19 protein-coding genes are annotated in these 18344 nt (G+C 59.4%); 5 read left to right on the forward strand and 14 right to left on the reverse strand.

Annotated elements, in window-relative coordinates; translation table 11 throughout:
- Position 1 precedes the first annotated feature (1 nt).
- Positions 2 to 379 (forward strand): YgaP family membrane protein, encoded by a 378-nt coding sequence (locus AB4N43_RS09590; protein ID WP_027925871.1) that lies wholly within the window; start codon positions 2 to 4, stop codon positions 377 to 379.
- Between the two features lie 111 nt (positions 380 to 490).
- On the opposite strand, the gene AB4N43_RS09595 is transcribed toward AB4N43_RS09590, so the two are convergent.
- Together AB4N43_RS09595 and AB4N43_RS09600 are read right to left on the reverse strand one after the other, a co-directional pair.
- A complete protein-coding gene (locus AB4N43_RS09595; protein ID WP_460153889.1) occupies positions 491 to 1720 on the reverse strand; it encodes a hypothetical protein in 1230 nt (409 codons plus the stop codon).
- Between the two features lie 34 nt (positions 1721 to 1754).
- A complete protein-coding gene (locus AB4N43_RS09600) occupies positions 1755 to 2204 on the reverse strand; it encodes a YcgN family cysteine cluster protein (RefSeq protein WP_027925873.1) in 450 nt (149 codons plus the stop codon).
- A gap of 165 nt (positions 2205 to 2369) precedes the next feature.
- Between AB4N43_RS09600 and AB4N43_RS09605 the strand changes: the two genes are divergently transcribed.
- Positions 2370 to 2963 (forward strand): nitroreductase family protein, encoded by a 594-nt coding sequence (locus AB4N43_RS09605; protein WP_027925874.1) that lies wholly within the window; start codon positions 2370 to 2372, stop codon positions 2961 to 2963.
- Positions 2964 to 3025: 62 nt separating this feature from the next.
- Here AB4N43_RS09605 and AB4N43_RS09610 read toward each other — a convergent pair whose 3' ends face one another.
- From AB4N43_RS09610 to AB4N43_RS09635, 6 genes are all read right to left on the reverse strand, one after another.
- The gene (locus tag AB4N43_RS09610) at positions 3026 to 3958 is read right to left on the reverse strand and encodes a D-2-hydroxyacid dehydrogenase (RefSeq protein ID WP_027925875.1); all 933 of its coding nucleotides are present in this window, start codon (positions 3956 to 3958) and stop codon (positions 3026 to 3028) included.
- Positions 3959 to 4079: 121 nt separating this feature from the next.
- Entirely contained in the window at positions 4080 to 4373 is a 294-nt protein-coding gene (locus AB4N43_RS09615) for a YcgL domain-containing protein (RefSeq protein ID WP_007898694.1), read from the reverse strand.
- Complete coding sequence (gene rnd, locus AB4N43_RS09620) at positions 4370 to 5503, reverse strand: ribonuclease D (protein WP_027925876.1); 1134 nt, start codon at positions 5501 to 5503, stop codon at positions 4370 to 4372. Before rnd ends, AB4N43_RS09615 begins: the two co-directional genes overlap by 4 nt.
- A gap of 122 nt (positions 5504 to 5625) precedes the next feature.
- The gene (locus AB4N43_RS09625; protein ID WP_194939859.1) at positions 5626 to 6288 is read right to left on the reverse strand and encodes a class I SAM-dependent methyltransferase; all 663 of its coding nucleotides are present in this window, start codon (positions 6286 to 6288) and stop codon (positions 5626 to 5628) included.
- A 71-nt stretch (positions 6289 to 6359) separates the two neighbouring features.
- Complete coding sequence (locus AB4N43_RS09630) at positions 6360 to 8009, reverse strand: phosphoethanolamine transferase (RefSeq protein WP_059181439.1); 1650 nt, start codon at positions 8007 to 8009, stop codon at positions 6360 to 6362.
- Positions 8010 to 8177: 168 nt separating this feature from the next.
- On the reverse strand, positions 8178 to 9560 hold the full coding sequence (locus AB4N43_RS09635; protein ID WP_027925879.1) for a glutamine synthetase family protein: 1383 nt from the start codon (positions 9558 to 9560) through the stop codon (positions 8178 to 8180).
- 402 nt (positions 9561 to 9962) lie between these two features.
- Between AB4N43_RS09635 and AB4N43_RS09640 the strand changes: the two genes are divergently transcribed.
- Both AB4N43_RS09640 and AB4N43_RS09645 read left to right on the forward strand, forming a co-directional pair.
- Positions 9963 to 11147 carry a cyanate transporter gene (locus tag AB4N43_RS09640; protein ID WP_027925880.1) on the forward strand — a complete coding sequence of 395 codons (1185 nt, stop codon included), beginning with the start codon at positions 9963 to 9965 and terminating at the stop codon, positions 11145 to 11147.
- 109 nt (positions 11148 to 11256) lie between these two features.
- Entirely contained in the window at positions 11257 to 12189 is a 933-nt protein-coding gene (locus AB4N43_RS09645) for a LysR family transcriptional regulator (protein WP_027925881.1), read from the forward strand.
- Positions 12190 to 12191: 2 nt separating this feature from the next.
- Here AB4N43_RS09645 and AB4N43_RS09650 read toward each other — a convergent pair whose 3' ends face one another.
- From AB4N43_RS09650 to AB4N43_RS09675, 6 genes are all read right to left on the reverse strand, one after another.
- A complete protein-coding gene (locus AB4N43_RS09650; RefSeq protein ID WP_027925882.1) occupies positions 12192 to 12557 on the reverse strand; it encodes a 5-carboxymethyl-2-hydroxymuconate Delta-isomerase in 366 nt (121 codons plus the stop codon).
- A gap of 57 nt (positions 12558 to 12614) precedes the next feature.
- Positions 12615 to 13541, reverse strand: coding sequence for a LysR substrate-binding domain-containing protein (locus AB4N43_RS09655; RefSeq protein WP_410921396.1), 927 nt, complete (start codon positions 13539 to 13541; stop codon positions 12615 to 12617).
- Positions 13542 to 13613: 72 nt separating this feature from the next.
- Positions 13614 to 15737: a DUF6311 domain-containing protein gene (locus tag AB4N43_RS09660; protein ID WP_460153894.1), complete on the reverse strand. Its 2124-nt coding sequence runs from the start codon at positions 15735 to 15737 to the stop codon at positions 13614 to 13616.
- Positions 15734 to 16120 (reverse strand): GtrA family protein, encoded by a 387-nt coding sequence (locus AB4N43_RS09665; protein ID WP_027925885.1) that lies wholly within the window; start codon positions 16118 to 16120, stop codon positions 15734 to 15736. The genes AB4N43_RS09660 and AB4N43_RS09665 overlap by 4 nt, the downstream gene beginning before the upstream one ends.
- Complete coding sequence (locus AB4N43_RS09670; protein WP_310271170.1) at positions 16117 to 16827, reverse strand: class I SAM-dependent methyltransferase; 711 nt, start codon at positions 16825 to 16827, stop codon at positions 16117 to 16119. The genes AB4N43_RS09665 and AB4N43_RS09670 overlap by 4 nt, the downstream gene beginning before the upstream one ends.
- 3 nt (positions 16828 to 16830) lie before the next feature.
- Entirely contained in the window at positions 16831 to 17799 is a 969-nt protein-coding gene (locus AB4N43_RS09675; RefSeq protein ID WP_460153897.1) for a glycosyltransferase family 2 protein, read from the reverse strand.
- A gap of 277 nt (positions 17800 to 18076) precedes the next feature.
- On the opposite strand from AB4N43_RS09675, the gene AB4N43_RS09680 reads away from it, so the two are divergent.
- Positions 18077 to 18268 carry a YegP family protein gene (locus AB4N43_RS09680; RefSeq protein WP_010462174.1) on the forward strand — a complete coding sequence of 64 codons (192 nt, stop codon included), beginning with the start codon at positions 18077 to 18079 and terminating at the stop codon, positions 18266 to 18268.
- The last annotated feature ends 76 nt before the right edge of the window (positions 18269 to 18344 follow it).

Here is an 18344-nt window from a genome sequence, read left to right on the forward strand (position 1 = left end):
CATGAGCGAACTCAAACGCGTAGAACGCATTGAATCCACCCCGTTCCAGAGCCGTTCCGAGCACAACGTTTACGGTTGGGAGCGCGCAGGCTCCGTGGCCGGTGGCGTAGTGATGATGGGCAAGGGCCTGCGTCGCGGCGGGATTTTCGGCTTGATTCAAGTGGCGATCGGCGGTGTGGTACTGGCCCGCGGGATCACCGGGCACAGTTCGGTCAAAAGCATGATCGAGAAGAGCCGCCAGGACATGGACAACGTGCGGGCGAAAATTGAGCGGGCCGGGGAAGAATTGCGCACGTTGAAGGCAAATGCCGAGGCGGCGACCAAGACGGCTACGGTGACGGGGAATGATTCGTTGAAGTCGCCGAAGACAGGGGTTTGATCCAGAAAAAGTATTGAGGCTTAGGGCCTCATCGCGAGCAGGCTCACGCCTACAGTTGATTTGTGGTGTACACAAAATCCTGTAGGAGTGAGCCTGCTCGCGATGGCGGTATCATTGGAGCAACTCGGTATCGAGAACTTTGGAAGGCTCGCCAATGACGCTCTCGGCGAGCTGAACAAACTCCTTGGTATCGACACTCTCCAGATGCATCGCCCCGCGTAACACATCATCCAGCGATCGCTTGTTACGCGTCTTCAAGCGAATTTCGCGATCCAGTTCCTGTAGCATCACCACCGCTTTCGACACTTGCGCCGGACTGATCTGGTCGCCACGCACGGTCGTGACCTTCTGGCTGTCCTTGACCAATTTGCCATGCAGGCTTTCATACCGTTCATCGCTCATGCCGCCGGCGCGGCGCACCAGTTCGATGGAGTAGTACTCGGCAAACCCTTCGCTGATCCATTCGCTGCGCTGTTTGTCGTTGATCCGTGCGAACACCTGCGCCAGTTCACGCACCAGCGCGCTGCTGCCGTTTTCGCTGACCAGCGCAAGACGTGTATTCAAGTAGATCGACTCGTGCGCGGCCTGGCTACCGCGCCACATCGGGTCGTTGGCGCCGACAATCAGCAGTTTGCCTGGATGACGCGGAAACACAGCTTGCACTTGCGGCCAGACGAAGGTCAAAAGCGTCAGCACGTCCATGCGGCGCATGCCCTGGCCCTGAGGCGAAGTGACGGTGACTTCGGTTTCGCCCAATCGGGTGCGACGGCTGCCGAGATGACCGGCGAGCATCCAGCCGGTGGGCCGGTCGAACAATCGGGACACGTTGTCGATGCGAAATTTATTCTTGCCGATCCGCGGCCAGGCGGTTTCGACGCTTTTCCAGCCGGTCGGCAACTCGAACTCAAGGCGCGAAACCAACTCGATGCCGTCCTGTTGATCGAGTCTGGCGGCGGGCACCAGGTCATCACCACGCATCAACGCCCAGGTCGGTGTCATGCGCGTATCGAAACTGCCGTTTTTGCGCCCGTGGCTGATACGCACGCGGTAGGTCAGGCTGGCCTTGTCGGCGGCAGGATGCCAAACACCCCGTGCGGCTTTGCCCGGCGTGAGTTGCCATTGGCCGTCGGCCTTGAAGTCGCTGTAGTGGCTGCCGTCGCCCAGGTCAAAATCCAGGCTGCGCACCGCCGAACCCTGCGCCAGTGTCAGGCGTACTTCCGCCTGATCGCTTTGCGGCAACAGGCGCACGTGGTAATCCAGATCGACTTTCTTCGCCGCCCACACGGGCGCACTCAGGGCCACTAGCCCGACTGCCAACGCCAGCCGCCATCCCACAGCCATACACACTCCTTAGTGAAGCTGAATCTGTCAGCCATTAACCCGCGCGGAATATCAGGTGATCTTCCCAGTCATCTTCAGGCACGCTGCCTTCGGCGAGCATGCGCCCGGATTGTGAAATTCGTTGGTGGTGCACCGCATCGCGGTCGCCGCACACCAGATGGTGCCAGAGCGGCAAGTCCTTGCCTTCACTGACCAGGCGATAGCCGCAGGTCGGTGGCAGCCATTTGAACTCGTCGGCCTTGCCCGGCGTGAGCTGGATGCAGTCCGGGACGAAATCACGCCGGTTGGGGTAATCGGTGCACTGGCAGGTTTTCAGGTCCAGAAGTTTGCAGGCGATGCGCGTGTAATAGACGCTGTTGTCGTCTTCATCTTCGAGTTTTTGCAGGCAGCACAGGCCGCAGCCGTCGCACAGCGACTCCCATTCCTCTTGATCGAGTTGATCGAGGGTTTTGCGTATCCAGAACGGTTCGACTTTGGCGGCCATGGCTCAAGCATCAACATCAGGTGGTGAAAAGGCCGCCAGTCTAGTGCCAAGGCCCTTGCGGGCCAAGCATTGGCGACTGCCGGTAGAACGGACTTGTCAGTTTTTGCGCCGCCCAGTAGGGTTTTGCGTCGCTCCCTCACTTCAAACGTAGCAAGGAATCTCTTGATGAGTGCCAATCCACGCGTTGCCGACTATGCCATTCACCCGCAATTCACCGATCGCTGGTCGCCCCGCGCGTTCACCGGCGAAGCGATTCCTGAAGAGACCCTGCTGAGTTTCTTCGAAGCTGCGCGCTGGGCACCGTCGGCCTACAACTCGCAGCCTTGGCGGTTTCTTTACGCGCGTCGCGACACGGCAAACTGGGAGCGTTACCTGGGGCTGCTGAACGAATTCAACCGCAGCTGGGCACAACACGCCTCGGCGCTGGTGATCGTGATTTCGAAAACCACCTTCATCGCACCGGGCGCGACTGAAGAAACCCCGGCGCTGTGGCACACCTTCGACACGGGTTCGGCGTGGGGGCACCTGGCGTTGCAAGCGAGCCTCAGCGGCTGGCACACCCACGGCATGGCCGGTTTTGATCAGGAGCTGACCCGCAAGGAGCTGAACATTCCGCAAGGTTATGCACTGCACGCCGCCGTGGCGGTGGGCAAACTGGGGGATAAGGCGACGCTGGCGGATTACCTGCAAGCGCGCGAAGAGCCGAGCCCGCGTCGCCCGTTGAGCGAACTGGCCGCTGAAGGCGACTTCACCCTCTAACAACACCGCAAAACCAATGTGGGAGCGAGCTTGCTCGCTCCCACATTTGATTGAGGGTGAACTCAGTAGCCGCGCTCGAAATCCACTTCTCCGCGCAGCGCTTCACCCGCCTCGTACGCCCGCAGGTTCTCGACAAACAAATTCACCATCATCGATGGCGAGGTCGGTGCCGAGCTGTGACCGGTCAGCAGCAAGCCCCAGGCCGTCCAGAACGGATGACGTTGCGGCAGCGGCTCCTGACGGCAGACATCAATTACCGCGCCCGCCAGATGCCCTTCTTTCAAGGCTTCGACCAGATCGGCATCGACCACCGCCACACCGCGACCGACGTTGATGAACAACCCGGTCGGCTTGAATTGCTTGAACAGTGTCGCGTCGTACAGGTCGTGGGTGTTTGGGGTATTGGGCAGCAGATTGATCACGTAATCCACTTCGCCGACCAGACGCGGCAAATCCGCCAGCGCGCCGACTTCGATAAACGGTGCCTGCTCGCGAGCTTCGCTGGCAATGCCGTACAACTCGACGCCAAACGGCAGCAGAAACTTCGCCACGGTCTGGCCGATGTCGCCGGTGCCGACGATCAACACTTTGCGCCCCGCCAGGCTTTGGCCCTGGCGGCTGTCCCATTTGCGCTCGACCTGACTGACCAGCCGCGCCAGCACTTCGCGTTCGTGGCCGAGCATGTAGGTCAGCACGTATTCGGCCATGACCTGGCCAAAAATGCCGACCGCGCGGGTCAGGCGATAGTGACGGGGCAAGCCGTCGACCAGCAGCGGCGTGATGCCCGCCCAGGTCGATTGCAGCCATTGCGGCTCATGACCCTGACGCAACAGGGTGGCCAGCAGATCCGGTTGACCCAGCCAGACCGGGCAATCAGCCGCCAGACGGGCCAGTTCAGCGGAGTCGCCACTGGTGAGCACTTCCAGCTCAGGTGCCGCCTGACGCAGCAATTGTGCGTATACCGGGTGGTCGTGTTCAGCAATCAGAACGCGCATGTTTCAAACCTTTCAAAAGCCGTGCAGACGACCGCCGAGCGAGTATGGTTCCCTCGTCGCGGTCATCGCCAAAAATCATTCCAGTGTTTCACACAGACGCTGAACAGAGCCTGTCTGCCGCTTACATCGGGTCGTTGCGGCGCAGCAACTCTTCCGGCAAGTGTTCGATGTATTCGTCTTCGGCCGGTGGCATTTGCAGGTGGTAGCCCTGCTTTTCGAGGTTTTCCAGGACCACCGTGATGTCCTCGCGCGACAGCTTGCGCTCGGGGGTCAGCACCAGATCGAACGCGTGGTGCGGTTTGCCGAAGGCGGCCATCAATGATTCCGGGACGCGCTCCAGTGCATCGCTTTTGAGCACATAGAGGTACATCTCGTTTTTCTTCAGGCTTCGGTAGATCGAGCAAATACGTTTCAAGGCTGTTCTCCGGCGGTGGCCAGGCTGTCGAGCAATGCCTGGCCCATCAATTCGCGGCGCCAGCCACGCAGCGAATCAGGCAATTGGTATGGACCATTGGGGAAGCCGCTCTTGAGCAGCGCTTCCAGGGTTTTCTTGCGCAGCATCAGTTCCGGCGCGATGTTCAAGCGTTCGGCTTCGGCCTGACCAATGGCGCGCAGCTGTTTGACCAGCACGGCGGCATCCACCGGCAGCGGCTCCGGCACAGCAGGCGGCCATTGATCGGGCGACACACTGCCGGCGCGCTTGATCAGATCCAGCAGAAACTCGCCATCCTGACGCACGGTGCGCGGGTGCATGTCTTCGATTTTCGCCAGCGCGCCGAGGTTGTCCGGCTGAGTCCGCGCCAGCGGCCACAGGGAGTGCTCACGGACAATGCGGTTGCGCGGCAAGTCACGGGCACGGGCCTCGCGCTCACGCCAGGCGCACAGTTCACGCAACACGGCGAGTTGGGCGCGGGACAGTTTCCAGGCCAGCTTGGCATCGCGATAAACCTCGTACGGGTCGACCTCGCGGCGCAGGTTGGCCACCAGCTCAGCGCCGTCGTCCAGGACCCAGTTGTATTTGTCCTCAGACAGCTTCGGACGAAGCTGTACGAAAACCTCCGCCAAGTGCAGAGCATCTTCGGCGGCGTAGCTGATCTGGGTGTCGGACAGCGGACGTTGCAACCAGTCGGAGCGGGTTTCACCCTTGGGCAGGTCGATGCCGAGCACCTCTTGCACCAATCGCGAGTAACCCATGGAGAAACCCAGGTTCAGGTAGGCGGCCGCCAGTTGCGTATCGAACAGCGGCGCCGGCAGGCTGCCGGTCAGGCGCAGCAAGACCTCGAGGTCTTCACTGCACGCATGCACGACTTTGACCACCGCCGGGTTTTCCAGCAACGCGGCCAAGGGCTTCCAGTTGTCGATGGTCAGTGGGTCTATCAGGTAAGCGCGTACGCCATCGCCGATCTGCAGCAGGCCTGCAATCGGGTAAAAGGTGTCGACCCGCATGAATTCGGTGTCGAGGGCAACGAATGGCAGTTGCTGCCACTCGGCGCAAAACTGACCGAGGCTATCGTTGTCGCGAATCCAGTGAATATCGATGGCCACACGGCTCTCCCTTGAAGAATGGCGCGCAGTATATATCGCCCCCGGCGATTTCCGCGCATCACTGAACAAGAGCTTTAGCGAAAAGACCTGCCCGACAGCAATAAATGTCTGACAAGCGGAGACTAACTGGTCTTACTGAGTACGTAGACCCGCATCCACCTGCAACCCGGCAGGACGTCCTGATGGCTCAGCACCCGGAAACCGGCTTGCTTGAAGTCCGCTTCAATCTCGGCCTTGCTGACCGGCTGCGGGGCGTGAACGGCCTCCGTCTCTGGTCGGCGCAGATTAAAATAGCCGTCGATCCGAGCCGCCACAATTACCGTATCGCGACTGACCCGGTGGAATTCCTGGAGCATGACCATCCGATGTTCGGCGCAGGTGATGTGCTGAAACAGTTGCATGCAAAAAATGCAGTCCACCGCATTGACGGACAAGCCCAGGCTGAACGCTGAGCTCTGAAAGGTCTTGATCCGCTTGAGCAGGCTTTGCGGATGGTGAGTCTGCGCATGGTTAAGCATGTCCTGGGACGGGTCCGACGCGAGGATCACGCGGTTTGCGTGCTCGGCCAGCACCGGCCAGAAGCGCCCGGCACCGCAGGCCACGTCAAGGATCAACCCCGGCTCGCCCGCCACCTTGAGCGCATTGCGCACCAGGTTTTCCTCGCGCCAGAACGCCAGGCGCCCCATCAGGCTACGCGGTTGCGGCTGACGGCAGACGCGGGCGTGTTCCTGATCGTAGCGCCGGGCGAACTCAAGCTCGATGGCGGATGTGGGTTGCGCAGACATGTGCAATTGACCCTTGATGATGACTCTTGCGACCGCAAGTTAGCGGCCAGTGTCTGAAAAAGTTGAAGCGTTCAATCCTTGGCCAACACGCCGTCGACCACCGCACCGCGACAGCCGGCAAACATATCCAGATCCTGGTTGTAGACCTTGCTGTTGACTTCCAGCAGCCCCAGCATCGAATGAAACAGGTTGTCCTGGCTCAATGGCTTGTCGCGACTCAGTTGCAGGCAATGTGTGTTTACCGAGAACGACTTCTGATAGCTGTCGGAGAACCACGCCAGCATGGCCACGTGTTTCTGTTGCTCCGGCGCCAGCATGTAAGGCGTGCCGTGCAGGAACAGATTGTATTCACCCAAAGATTCGCCGTGGTCGGACAGGTACAGCATCGCGGTATCCACTTTCTCCTGGTTCTTGCGCAACAGATCGATCAGGGTCGACAGCACGTGGTCGGTGTACACCAACGTGTTGTCGTAACCATTAACGATACTTTCGCGACTGCAATTGTTCAGCGCGTTACTTTCACAAACCGGCGTGAAATGCTCGAACTCTTTCGGGTAACGCTTGAAGTATTCAGGGCCATGGCTGCCCATTTGATGCAAGACCAACACGGTGTCTTTATCGAGTGTGTCGATGAAATGTTGCAAACCTTGCAGCAGGATTTCGTCGCGGCATTCGCTGTTGGCGCACAGCACCGGGTCTTTCAGGTTGCTTACGTCGTCGATGGTGACCCGGTCGCACGTGCCTTTGCAGCCCGACTGGTTGTCACGCCAGATCACGTCCAGGCCGGCCCGTTTAAGCACATCGAGCAGGCCCTCTTCATTCTTCGCCTTGCTGGCGTTGTAGTCCTTGCGGCCCATGTTGGAGAACATGCACGGCACGGACACGGCGGTTTCGGTGCCGCAGGAATGCACATCGGTAAACGAAATCAGGCCGGCTTCTTTACTCAGCTTCGGGGTGGTGTCGCGGCCATAGCCCAGGATGCCGAAGTTCTCGGCCCGGGCGCTTTCGCCCACCACCAGTACGGTCAGGGATTTGCGGCCATGGGATTGCCAGACCGGGTTCTTCTGCGCGTCTTCGCCGATTTTGACAAAGGGTTGATGGGCAGACGCAACCTGTTCACGCAAGTAACCAGCGGAGGCACCAATGTAGTTGCTCGGCACAACCATCAGGCGCAACTCATGGTGATTACGGAACAAAGAAGACAAGCCCTGATAGTTAATCAGGGCCACGCCACCTATAACGACAGCGGACACAACACTTACCAACACCTTGCTTAATAACTCGTGGTGCCAGCGACGATAACTGATCGGTGTTTTCCACAATAACAACGACGGCAAAACACCCAGGAACAGGATATACGCCATCAACTTCAACGAGAGCAAGTCTCTTACTTCCGTCGCATTGGTTTGTGCAAAGTTACGCAACATGCCGGTGTCAATCAGTACACCGTATTGGCTCATGAAGTAGGCCACCCCGGCGCTGATCATGAAGATCAGCGTCAGGACCGGCTTGAGCACACGCTTGAACGCCAGAAAGGTCAGTACAATGTTGAAAGCCGCCAGAATCATCGCCCCGAATGCCACGCGCACGACGATGCCTTTACCGTCGGCTGCGGTGATTTCAAACAGGTGCTGCCACAACACAAAATTGAAGGCAGTTAACAAAAAGGCGCTGGCAATCAGTGTCACCCATTCCGGGCGCACGGCTTTAATCTTCAACATGGTGATCGGCTGTTCCTGAAAAGAAGTGCCTACGGCAAATGTGAAAATTTCATTGACCGTGACAACACTAATGTTAAGCAGCCAACCATCAATTTTTTGTGAAAAAGAAGCCAACGAATAGTTGGCTTATTAAACCTGCGACCAACGTTATGAATAATTGAGAATGGTTCAGGCCTGGTTCAGGTACCAGCGCCAGTCCTGCTCGCCGACCTCGCCCATAAACTGTCGATACTCGGCGCGCTTAACGGCCAGGTAGACGCCCAGAAAAGGTTGTCCGAACGCTTCACGCGCCCAGGTCGAGCCTTCCAGCGCGCGCAACGTGGTCAGCCAATCGGTCGGTAACAGCTCCGTGGCCTGGGCGTACCCGTTGCCTTCCACCGGCGCACCCGGGTCGAGTTGTTCGCGAATACCGCGATGGATACCAGCCAGTATCGCCGCGGCGGCCAGGTACGGGTTGGCATCAGCGCCGCAAATACGGTGTTCGATGTGCCGGGAAAACGCCGGCCCGCCAGGCACGCGCAGACTCACCGTGCGGTTGTCCACGCCCCAGGTCGCCGCCAGGGGCGCATAGCTGTTGGTCTGGAATCGCCGGTAGGAGTTGGCATTCGGGCAGAACAACAGCAAAGAATCGAGCAAGGTACTGAGCATGCCGCCGACCGCCTGCCTGAGCAACGGCGTGCCGTCCGGGGCTTCGCTGGCGAACAGGTTGTTGCCCTCTCTGTCCGCGAGGCTGACATGCATGTGCATCCCCGTGCCCGCCAGATCGTCGAAGGGTTTGGCCATGAAGCAGGCCGTCATCCCGTGCTTGTGGGCCACGCCCTTGACCAATCGTTTGTAACGCACGGCTTCGTCCATTGCCTGTAGGGCATCGGTGCGATGTTCGAGGGTAATTTCCACCTGCCCCGGCGCGTATTCGGAAATCGCCGTGCGCGCCGGAATGCCTTGCAGCTTGCAGGCGCTGTAGAGATCGGCCAGAAACGGTTCGATCTGCTCCAGTTCACGCAAGCCATAGACTTGCGTCGTGCGCGGCCGCCCGCCATCGACATCCCGCGCCGGTTGCGGCCGCCCGTTGCTGTCGCGCTGCTGATCCAGCAGATAAAACTCCAGCTCCGCCGCCATCACCGGGTAGTAACCGTCGGCTTGCAGGCCTTCGATCACTTTCGCCAACAAGTGCCGGGGATCGGCGATCGTCGCCGGCATGCCTTCTTTGGGGTGCATGCTGACTTGCACCGCCGCTGTCGGAATCAACCGCCACGGCATGCGCGTCAGGCTGCCGCTGATCGGGTAGGCACGGCAGTCAATGTCGCCGACGTCCCAGACCAGTCCGGAGTTTTCCACGTCGTCGCCATTGATGGTCAGGCCCAGAATGGTGCTCGGCAGCGGCCGACCGCTCTCGTACACCGCCAGCAGTTCATCGCGATGCAGCAGCTTGCCCCGTGGCACACCGTTGTTGTCGAGGATGAACAGCTCGAACATTTCAATGTCCGGGTTCTGTTCGAGAAAGGTCAGGGCTTCTTGCGGGGAGGCGAACGAGGTCGTGGCACAACTCATGGGTATTCTCTTTTTCCGCGTCAGGCAAACGCGCAGGCGTCGCCGAGGTGATCCAGCGCATGGCGCGGGACCTGTCAGAACAATCAACGGGAAATACAGGAATCCGGGGGGCGTGCGTGACGGCAATGCCACAGCGCCCAGAAGGCCAGCTCGGAGGGAAGTGCGACGGGACAATCGCCCATAGGTAAAACCGTAGAGGACAGATGAGCGGCAGCGTCACACGGGCGGTCAGGTCTTTAAATCGGGATTTGAAGAACCTTGGTTGCAGATGGACTAAACAATCATCTCCAAACACCCTGATGGCTGAGGTATTTAATTTTTAAATAGTGCTGCGGATTATCTGATTTGCGGCCGCCAGCCCTGGCGAGCCTAATCGGGGCCTTGTTTTTGAAGGCCTGTTTGATGGAAAACGTTCGCGCGACGACCCGCCCTGCCCTTTGGCTGATGTTCAGCATCATGCTCGTCGCTCTTAACCTGCGTCCGTCGATGGCGGCGGTCGGGCCCTTGCTGTCGTCGATTCGCGCGGACATTGCGCTGAGTTTCAGCATGGCCTCGCTGCTGACGATGCTGCCGGTCATGGCCATGGGCCTGGCGATGTTTTTTGGCTTGCGGGTCAGCCAACGCTTCGGCGAACAGCGCACGGTGGTGCTGTCGCTGTTGATCATTGGCGTGGCCACGGCGTCGCGACTGTTTCTCGATTCGGCCGTCGAACTGATCCTCAGTGCGGTGCTGGCCGGTGTCGGTATTGCGCTGATCCAGGCCCTGATGCCGGCGCTGATCAAGGCCCGGTTCAGTGACAACGTCGCCCTGTGCATGGGGCTTTATGTCACGTCGATCATGGGCGGCGCGGCGATTGCAGCCTCGTTTGCGCCGCTGGTCATGAACCAAAGTGGTAGCTGGCGCCTCGGCCTGGCGATCTGGGCGGCGCTGGCCGTGATGGCCCTGCTGCTATGGTCTGGCCTGCGTGGCGAATCTACGGCACGCTCGACGCAATCAACCCGCCGGCCGAGTTTTTTCGCCAATTCCCGCGCCTGGTTACTCGCCATCTTCTTCGGTCTGGGCACCGCGTCCTACACCTGTGTGCTGGCCTGGCTCGCGCCTTACTACGTGGAACAAGGCTGGAGCGAGCAACACGCCGGGTTGCTGCTGGGCTTTTTGACGGCCATGGAAGTGTTGTCCGGGCTGGTGACGCCTGCCATTGCCAATCGCAGTCGTGACCGGCGTCTGGTGCTGGTGGTGTTGCTGGCGCTGATCATGGCCGGCTTCTGCGGGCTGATTCTCTGCCTGCAACAGTTGAGCCTGCTCTGGCCGTGCCTGCTGGGGCTGGGCATCGGCGGGCTGTTCCCGATGAGCCTGATTGTATCGCTGGATCACCTCGATGACCCGCAACGCGCCGGCGCCCTGACGGCATTCGTGCAAGGCATCGGGTACTTGATCGCCGGCCTTTCACCGCTGATGGCCGGAATGATTCGTGACCAACTGGGCAGTTTCGAATGGGCCTGGTGGGCGCTGACAGGGGTCGTTGGGTTGATGATCCTGATGGTCCTGCGCTTCGACCCGCGGCATTACCACCAACACATCGACTGATCGGCGCAGAAACTTCCTACAAGGCATTCTCCTGGCACCATCGTTCCGTTAGGATCTTTCGCACACGTTTGCGCATTGATCGCGCACGGAACACAGCGAGACAGAACGGATGCTGAACAGTAACTTGCTTCGAAAGCTCGACATGCAGGACCTCATGGTGTTTGTCGCCGTGTACGAGCAAAGCAGCGTCACCGGTGTGTCGGAGGCGCTTTGTGTCAGCCAGTCCACGGTGAGTTACTGCCTGAAAAAGCTGCGGACCAGTTTTGAAGACGAGTTGTTTATCAACTCCCGCACCGGCATGCGCCCCACCTACAAAGCCAGCACCATGTACGCGCATGTGCTGAAAATTCTCGAAAGTATCAACCTGTGCCACGCCAGCACCCAAGCGTTCGACCCGACCTTGCAAGCGGTGACGTTCAACATTTGCGCGCCGGAGTACTTCGAGCAGTTGATTCTGCCGCGTCTGCTCAAGCGCTTCGATTTCGCCGACCTGCCGGTGATGGTCAACATGCACAAGTTCGAAACCGACATCCCGGTCGACGAGTTGCGCGATGGCCGCCTCGACCTGGTGATCTGTTTCGGCCCGAATTTCCATCGCAGCCACACCGACTTCAAATCCCGGCTGTTACTGGAAGATGATCTGGTCTGTGTGTTCGACAAACGCGCCACGCCACTGGAGTCACGGCTGAGCCTGCAAGCCTTTGTGCAACGCCGGCATGTATTTCCAACCCCATGGACGTCCAGCACCAACATGGTCGACGGCTGGCTGGCGCAACAGGCGCACAAGCGGCAGATTGTCGCGCGAGCCAACAGCTACAGCGCGGCACTGAAGATGATCACTGGCACCGACTACATCCTGACCCTGCCCCGCCGTATCCAGCAATTGCTCGCCAACGAGGCGATCTTCAATCATTGCGAAGCGCCCAATGGCCTGCCGGGTTTCACCCTGGACATGCAGTGGAGTCAAAGTGCCGATCAGGACAGTGCCAACACCTGGCTGCGCGAGCAGGTGATTGACGTCTGTGCCGAGCAGGTGGCCTGAATTCAGGGGGTGATGGCGGTCTTGGTGTAGGACTCGCGATCGATATCGAGGATTTCCACGCACAACTGCACTTCGACACCGGTTGGCCATTCGCACAGGTCCTGGACCACCGCCAGCAGGCTTTCCGACAGCTGCTGTTTGATCTGCGGTGAGCGACCGCTCAACAGCGCCAGTTTCACATGCACAAACGCCCGTTCATTCAACGCAGTGCCGACCTTGAAGGTCTCGACCTTCAGTGCCCGACTCTTGATGTCGAACTCTGCCGCAAACTGACCGGACGCCACCAAGGCATTATTGAGCCGGATCAACGCCACGTCGGCGTTCAGCCCAGGCAGGTTGGCGGTGTATTCCATGTGCACGTGTGGCATGACGCGGCTCCAGATAGTGGGCAGAAAGATCCTACGTATAACACAGCGCTGTCTGACTCACTCGGGCAGCGGCAAGGGTGGACGTTCACTCATGAACACCTCCAGGCGCGAACGCAACCAGCGTTCGGCGGGGTCGGTATCGACATGGCTGAGCCAGACCATCGACAGGTCCAGGGTCGGGGTCTTGAACGGGAACGGTTCCTTGAACAGCAAACCGGTAGCCGCCATGGCGTCGGCCGTGTAATCCGGCAGGCTGGCAATCAGATCGGTGCCCGCGAGCAAGGCCGGCAACGAGCTGTATTGCGGCACGGACAGCACCACCTGACGCGTCCGGCCAATCTCGGCCAGCCACTCATCGGCGTAACCACTGACGTTCGCCGTGTGGGAAACCAGCACATGAGGGCGTGCGCAATATTCATCGAGCGTCAGCGGTGTGTCGGACGCATCGGCGCGCAGGATGCTTGGCTGAATGTGGCGCAACAATTTGCGCTTGGCGTTGGCCGGCAGGCCGCGGGTCTGGCTGATGCCGACCGTGATGTCGCCGGACGCGAGCAAGTCCGGTATGCGCCAGTAATCGACGTGCTGAACCACAAACACCACCTTCGGCGCTTCCTGGCGCAAGGCGCGCAGCAACGGAGGCAGCAGGCCGAACTCGACGTCATCTGACAGCCCGATGCGAAACGTCATGGTGCTGCTGGCCGGGTCGAAACTGTGGGTCAGGCTCAACGCCACCGACAACGAATCCAGCGCCGGTGACAGGTACTGAATCAACTCCTCGGCGCGGGCCGTCGGTTCCATGCGGTGGCCGACACGGATGAACAGCGGATCGTTGAACATCGCCCGCAAGCGGTTGAGCGCCGAGCTGATGGTCGGCTGACCGAGAAACAGCTTCTCTGCCACCCGCGTCACGTTGCGCTCGAGCATCAACGTTTCGAACACCACCATCAGGTTGATGTCCGCCTTGCGCAGCTCATTACGATTCATTCCTTGCCCCCGGTCCCCAACACATGAGGCAGTGTAGAAAGGCCCGAGGGAGGCGTCTATGTCCAGCGGACATCAATTGACGGTCAAGGACTTCAACCCGAGTGCAAGCGGTCGAACGTCCGGCCCCATCCCGAACTGTTTCGGGCTGACGGCATCGGCGAACTGCAATTGCACAATCAACACCCCCTGACTCGACACCCGTTGCTGCATCTCGGCCGTAAGGGCCACATCGATGATGTTGCCATCAGCCTGCTCAAGCCGGGTATTCACGGCCGGTACGCCATTGATGTTGATGACGACACGTTGCCGCGCATGCCCTGGCGGAAGGAACGCCGTGGCTTCCAGACGCAAGGAATGCACGGGTGCCGGAACCCGGAACATGACTTCGGCGTCGGGACTTTTCGACCAGGTGCCCCAGAGTTCTGGCTCGGACCATCCATTGGCGAGCAGTGCCCCGCCCTTGCCGCCGTAATTGAACAGGGTCTTTTGTCCGGGTTCGACGGAGGGCACAAGATCCAGCGGGTTGATTTGCGAGGCCAGCTGCAGGCACGTGCTGCATTGTTTCCAGCCCGGGGCCAGCACTGTGAACCCGTCAATCCTGGCGAAGAGGTCCGTTCGGGTATCAACGTTTCTCACCGCCTGGATCAACGCCCGCTCATCAAGCAGGTACAACGAGTCGGCGGCATACTTGCCCGAGGTCATTTCACGCGCCGTCTCCTGCTCGGATTTGATCCAGTTGGCCGTGTCCATCCGCCCGAGGTACACGGCATTCGTTGCCAGCCCATGGGCACCGGCAAAATCAGCCACCGACATCCACTTCGGGGACAGATTCTGCGGAACGATCCAGCGAATGTTCCGGTAATGGGCCGCAGCACTGTTCCAGAACGGATCGACCATGGGCGACACCCACTTCGACGCCGGTTCAACCATCAATTGTTTGCGCACGCCTATCCAGCCGGCGTGGGTATCGAGCACCTGGATCAGCAACGCCAGGGACAATAGACTCACGGCGGTACGCGGGGTATTGGCGCGAATCACCAGGAAAATGATGGCGAAGATAATCGCGTAGTAGACCGGCCAGAACATCCGCCCTGACGCCCTGAAAATGTTCGCGATCGAGATCACCCACTGCGGCAACGGATAGGTCCATTCCAGTGAGCCGAGCGCAACATGATTGGAGATCGAGAACAGGCACAGCCCCACCAGCGCCACCAGTAATAGGGGGCGCTGGCCCAATCGCCGAGCAAAACCGGTTTGGCCTTGAAGCAGCCCCACCAGCGCACAAATGCCCAGTGTGATCAGCCCAAGCCCTAGATAGAGAAACCCTTCACCGTCGCCATACCCCTGAACACCGGGCATATCCTTGAGGACATAGGACCACTGCCCTGACCAATTGCCCGGATCGATCAGTGACAGCAGGTTCATGGCGTACAGGCCAAAACCATCCGATACCGCGCCGCCGCCCACAGAAAAATAGCCCGCCTGCCAGCAACAAAAACTGACCAGCGAAAATAGCCCGATCAATTCGATGGCAGCCGACTGCAGCGTCATGTTTTTCCTGAAATAACCGGCAGTGAGATCGGCGATCCAGATCACGGCGACCATCGCCAGAAAATACGCATGAATCAACGCAGCCGCCGCCAGCAACGCGCCCCAGGCCAGGCGTCGACGGCGCAAATTCGGGTGCAGCCCCAGATACAACGAAGCCAGGACCAGAAAATGCCCACCGAGTGACAAGTGGAACGGCATGCGCATGATCATCGGCGGCGCGAAGACAAACAGCGCCGTTCCCACGGCACGTACGCCCACATGGGAAGAAACCAGCCCCAGCAGTTTCCACGCGAACCAGGCCTGCAAGACGAAGCAGGCGAGGAACCACAACCCGAAATACTGGAAAGGCATCGGCAATAGCGAGGCAAACGGTTTGAACAAAAGGGCCAGCAGCGGATTGGAATCAGAGAAAATGATGCCGTTACCCAACTCCAGCCCGTAGGAAGGATTGAGCCCGACGGGAAAGGACCACGGCGACTGACGGAAAAACACCCAGCCCAAATAGTGCGTCGCCGGATCACCGTTCCCTAGCCACGCAATGTTTTGCGGGTTCAGTGCCCTCGGCCCGACCACGATGAAAAAAGCCACAACACCGATCAACAAGGGCAACAGGTTGAGCGGCAGGCGTTTAACAAGATCCTTCATCGGTACGTCCAGAAGTTATGCAGTACAAAGGTGAAGGCCGGAATCGTCAGCGCCACGGCGCCAATCCCCAGCAGGTAATGCAGCCCGGCCATCTGCGCGGCCCAGGCCACCAGCATCGCCAACAGAAAACCGGCGCCGGACACCATCATGAAACGCAGCAGCGTCCGGCCGTGCAATCGTGCGGAAAAACTCCAGGTGGTATTGATCACGTAGGACACCACGGTCGCCACGGCAAACGCCACGCCGTTGGCCAATGGTGGCAACGGCGACACGTAATTGATGAACAGCACGGCCACCAATGCATGCAGGGCGGTGACGAACAACCCGGTGACGGCAAAGCGCAGGCCACGCTTGATCAGGGCGGATTTTTCGGTTGACGTCACGGTTTCTGCGCCAGCACAAACACCGTCAACCCGGCCAGACGATTGGCCTTCATGAACGGCAACTCGATGTTGCACAAGGTCTTCAACAGCGTGTTCACCAGCGGGTGATGCTGCTTGAGTTGCGAACGTGGCGGCGACGGTTGCGCGCCTTTGGGCAGCAATCGCAACGTGGCGGCAATCGGGAACACCAGGCCGAAATAGTAAGTGCCCTGCTGCACCGTCAAGCCGGCCGCTCGGGCCACGGTTTCCAGTTGCGCCAGGGTGTAGCGGCGTTTGTGCTCGAGAAACTCATCATGCCCGCTCCAGAGAAAACGGAACGCCGGCACCGTCATCAGGAATCGGCTGCCGGACGGGACTTTGTCGACATAGGCCTTGAGCAACCCGACGTCGTCGTCGACATGCTCCAGCACGTCCATCAGCAACACCAGGTCGGCGTCCACCGCATCGATTTCGCGCCGGTAATGCACCGGTTTGCCGGCGGTGCTGGCGTCCGAGTCGGCGTCGTAACTGATGTCCACACACCACGCTTCGCTGGCCGATGAATGACTCAGCAGATGGTGAGAAAAGAACCCGGAGCCTGCGCCCACATCGAGAATTTTCCTGATCGGAGTGCTGCCGAGCAACCGTGTGGTCGCCGCCGCTTTGGAGGCGTAATACCAATGCTGATCGATGCTTGAACCGAGAATGTCGGTTTCCTTGAGATCCACGGTTCAGTCCTTGGGGTCATAGACACGCCGTACCAGATACACCGGCCGGCGTTTCGATTCGATGTAGGTTCGGCTCAGGTACTCACCCAGCACCCCGATGCCAATCAATTGCAGGCCGCCCAGAAAGGTGACCGCCACCATCAACGAGGCATAACCCGGAAGGTCGATACCGGAAATCAGGGTGCGCACGATGATGAAGATGGCGAACGAGAAGGAAATCAGCGAAACGAGCAGCCCGAGGTAGGTCCAGATCCGCAGCGGTTCGGTGCTGAAACTGGTGATGCCCTCCAATGCGAAGTTCCACAACCGCCAGCCATTGAACTTGGTCGCTCCGGCCGCCCGCTCCGGGCGCTCGTAGTTGACCTGGGTGGTGCGAAAACCGACCCAGGCGAACAAACCTTTCATGAAGCGCCGGGACTCGGGCAAGGACTGCAAGGCATCGATCACGCAGCGGTCCATGAGGCGGAAATCGCCGACGTTTTCCGGCAGGTGTTGCTCGGCGATTTTGTTGTGCAGGCGGTAGAACCAGTTGGCCGAGGTCTGTTTGGCCCAGGAGTCGGTGTTGCGACTCACACGATGACCCAGCACCACTTCATAACCTTCACGCCAGCGGGCAATCATCTCGAGAATAACCTCGGGCGGGTCCTGCAAATCAACGTCGATCGGCACCACGACCTGGCCGGTGGCGGTCTGCAAACCTGCGGTCAATGCGGCTTCTTTGCCGAAATTGCGGCTCAGGTCAACGATGCGCAGGCGCGGGTCCGTCAACTGGCGTTCCAGCAAAAGATCCAGTGTGGTGTCGGTGCTGCCGTCATTGACGAACACCAGTTCCAGACCGATCAGCGCCTCGTCCTTGAAGACGTCATTGATCCGCGCGAGGAACAAGTCGACGGTGGCGGCTTCATTGAACACCGGGATGACGAGCGATAACGCCAAATGCCCGGCCAGTTGCGTTCCGTGCTGATGAGTCAATTGATTGCTCTTTTTTATAGTGGTTTTTCTACAATCCGGGGTCGTCGACAGTTTCTCGACGCCATGAGTCGAGTCGTATTAAGCAGGACCATGGGAGGTGATGCAAGGGCGAATCAGAGGGGGTTTTGGCCATTCCCACCGGCCTGCCGGCGCTGGCAGAAATATTTTCAAATGCCTGGAAACAAATGCCCGGTGGCCAAAAAAGCCAGCTCCGCTAGGCTTGCCCACGACGCGTCACACAGGTTGTCGCAATAACCCATCGCATGGAGCGAGCAGTATGTATTTCGAGATTTACAGGCAATCCAAGGGCACCCCGAGCACCGGCAAAGGACAATGGCGCTGGCGGTTGAGGGCGGGGAATCACGAGACCATCGCCAGTGGCGAGTCGTATGTGAACAAGGCCGATTGCCTGCATGCCATCGGGTTGATCAAAGGGGTTGAGGGTGAGACGCCGGTGAAGGAGATTTAAGCCTGATAGGCATTGCCCAGGCTGCCCGGCTGGGGTAGGTGGCGAGCCATTGGTTTTTTGGCTGGATTCACTGTCC

Source organism: Pseudomonas sp. S2_B07, assembly GCF_054668435.1.

What these genes read in the sequence shown, in the direction of transcription:
- AB4N43_RS09640 (WP_027925880.1), top strand. Translation starts at nt 9,963, where the DNA reads ATGGAAAACGTTCGCGCGACGACCCGCCCTGCCCTTTGGCTGATGTTC.
- AB4N43_RS09680 (WP_010462174.1), top strand. Translation starts at nt 18,077, where the DNA reads ATGTATTTCGAGATTTACAGGCAATCCAAGGGCACCCCGAGCACCGGC.
- AB4N43_RS09630 (WP_059181439.1), bottom strand. Translation starts at nt 8,009, where the DNA reads ATGTTGAAGATTAAAGCCGTGCGCCCGGAATGGGTGACACTGATTGCC.
- AB4N43_RS09660 (WP_460153894.1), bottom strand. Translation starts at nt 15,737, where the DNA reads ATGAAGGATCTTGTTAAACGCCTGCCGCTCAACCTGTTGCCCTTGTTG.
- AB4N43_RS09655 (WP_410921396.1), bottom strand. Translation starts at nt 13,541, where the DNA reads ATGAATCGTAATGAGCTGCGCAAGGCGGACATCAACCTGATGGTGGTG.
- AB4N43_RS09635 (WP_027925879.1), bottom strand. Translation starts at nt 9,560, where the DNA reads ATGAGTTGTGCCACGACCTCGTTCGCCTCCCCGCAAGAAGCCCTGACC.
- AB4N43_RS09595 (WP_460153889.1), bottom strand. Translation starts at nt 1,720, where the DNA reads ATGGCTGTGGGATGGCGGCTGGCGTTGGCAGTCGGGCTAGTGGCCCTG.
- AB4N43_RS09610 (WP_027925875.1), bottom strand. Translation starts at nt 3,958, where the DNA reads ATGCGCGTTCTGATTGCTGAACACGACCACCCGGTATACGCACAATTG.
- AB4N43_RS09600 (WP_027925873.1), bottom strand. Translation starts at nt 2,204, where the DNA reads ATGGCCGCCAAAGTCGAACCGTTCTGGATACGCAAAACCCTCGATCAA.
- AB4N43_RS09650 (WP_027925882.1), bottom strand. Translation starts at nt 12,557, where the DNA reads ATGCCACACGTGCACATGGAATACACCGCCAACCTGCCTGGGCTGAAC.
- AB4N43_RS09605 (WP_027925874.1), top strand. Translation starts at nt 2,370, where the DNA reads ATGAGTGCCAATCCACGCGTTGCCGACTATGCCATTCACCCGCAATTC.
- AB4N43_RS09625 (WP_194939859.1), bottom strand. Translation starts at nt 6,288, where the DNA reads ATGTCTGCGCAACCCACATCCGCCATCGAGCTTGAGTTCGCCCGGCGC.
- AB4N43_RS09590 (WP_027925871.1), top strand. Translation starts at nt 2, where the DNA reads ATGAGCGAACTCAAACGCGTAGAACGCATTGAATCCACCCCGTTCCAG.
- AB4N43_RS09645 (WP_027925881.1), top strand. Translation starts at nt 11,257, where the DNA reads ATGCTGAACAGTAACTTGCTTCGAAAGCTCGACATGCAGGACCTCATG.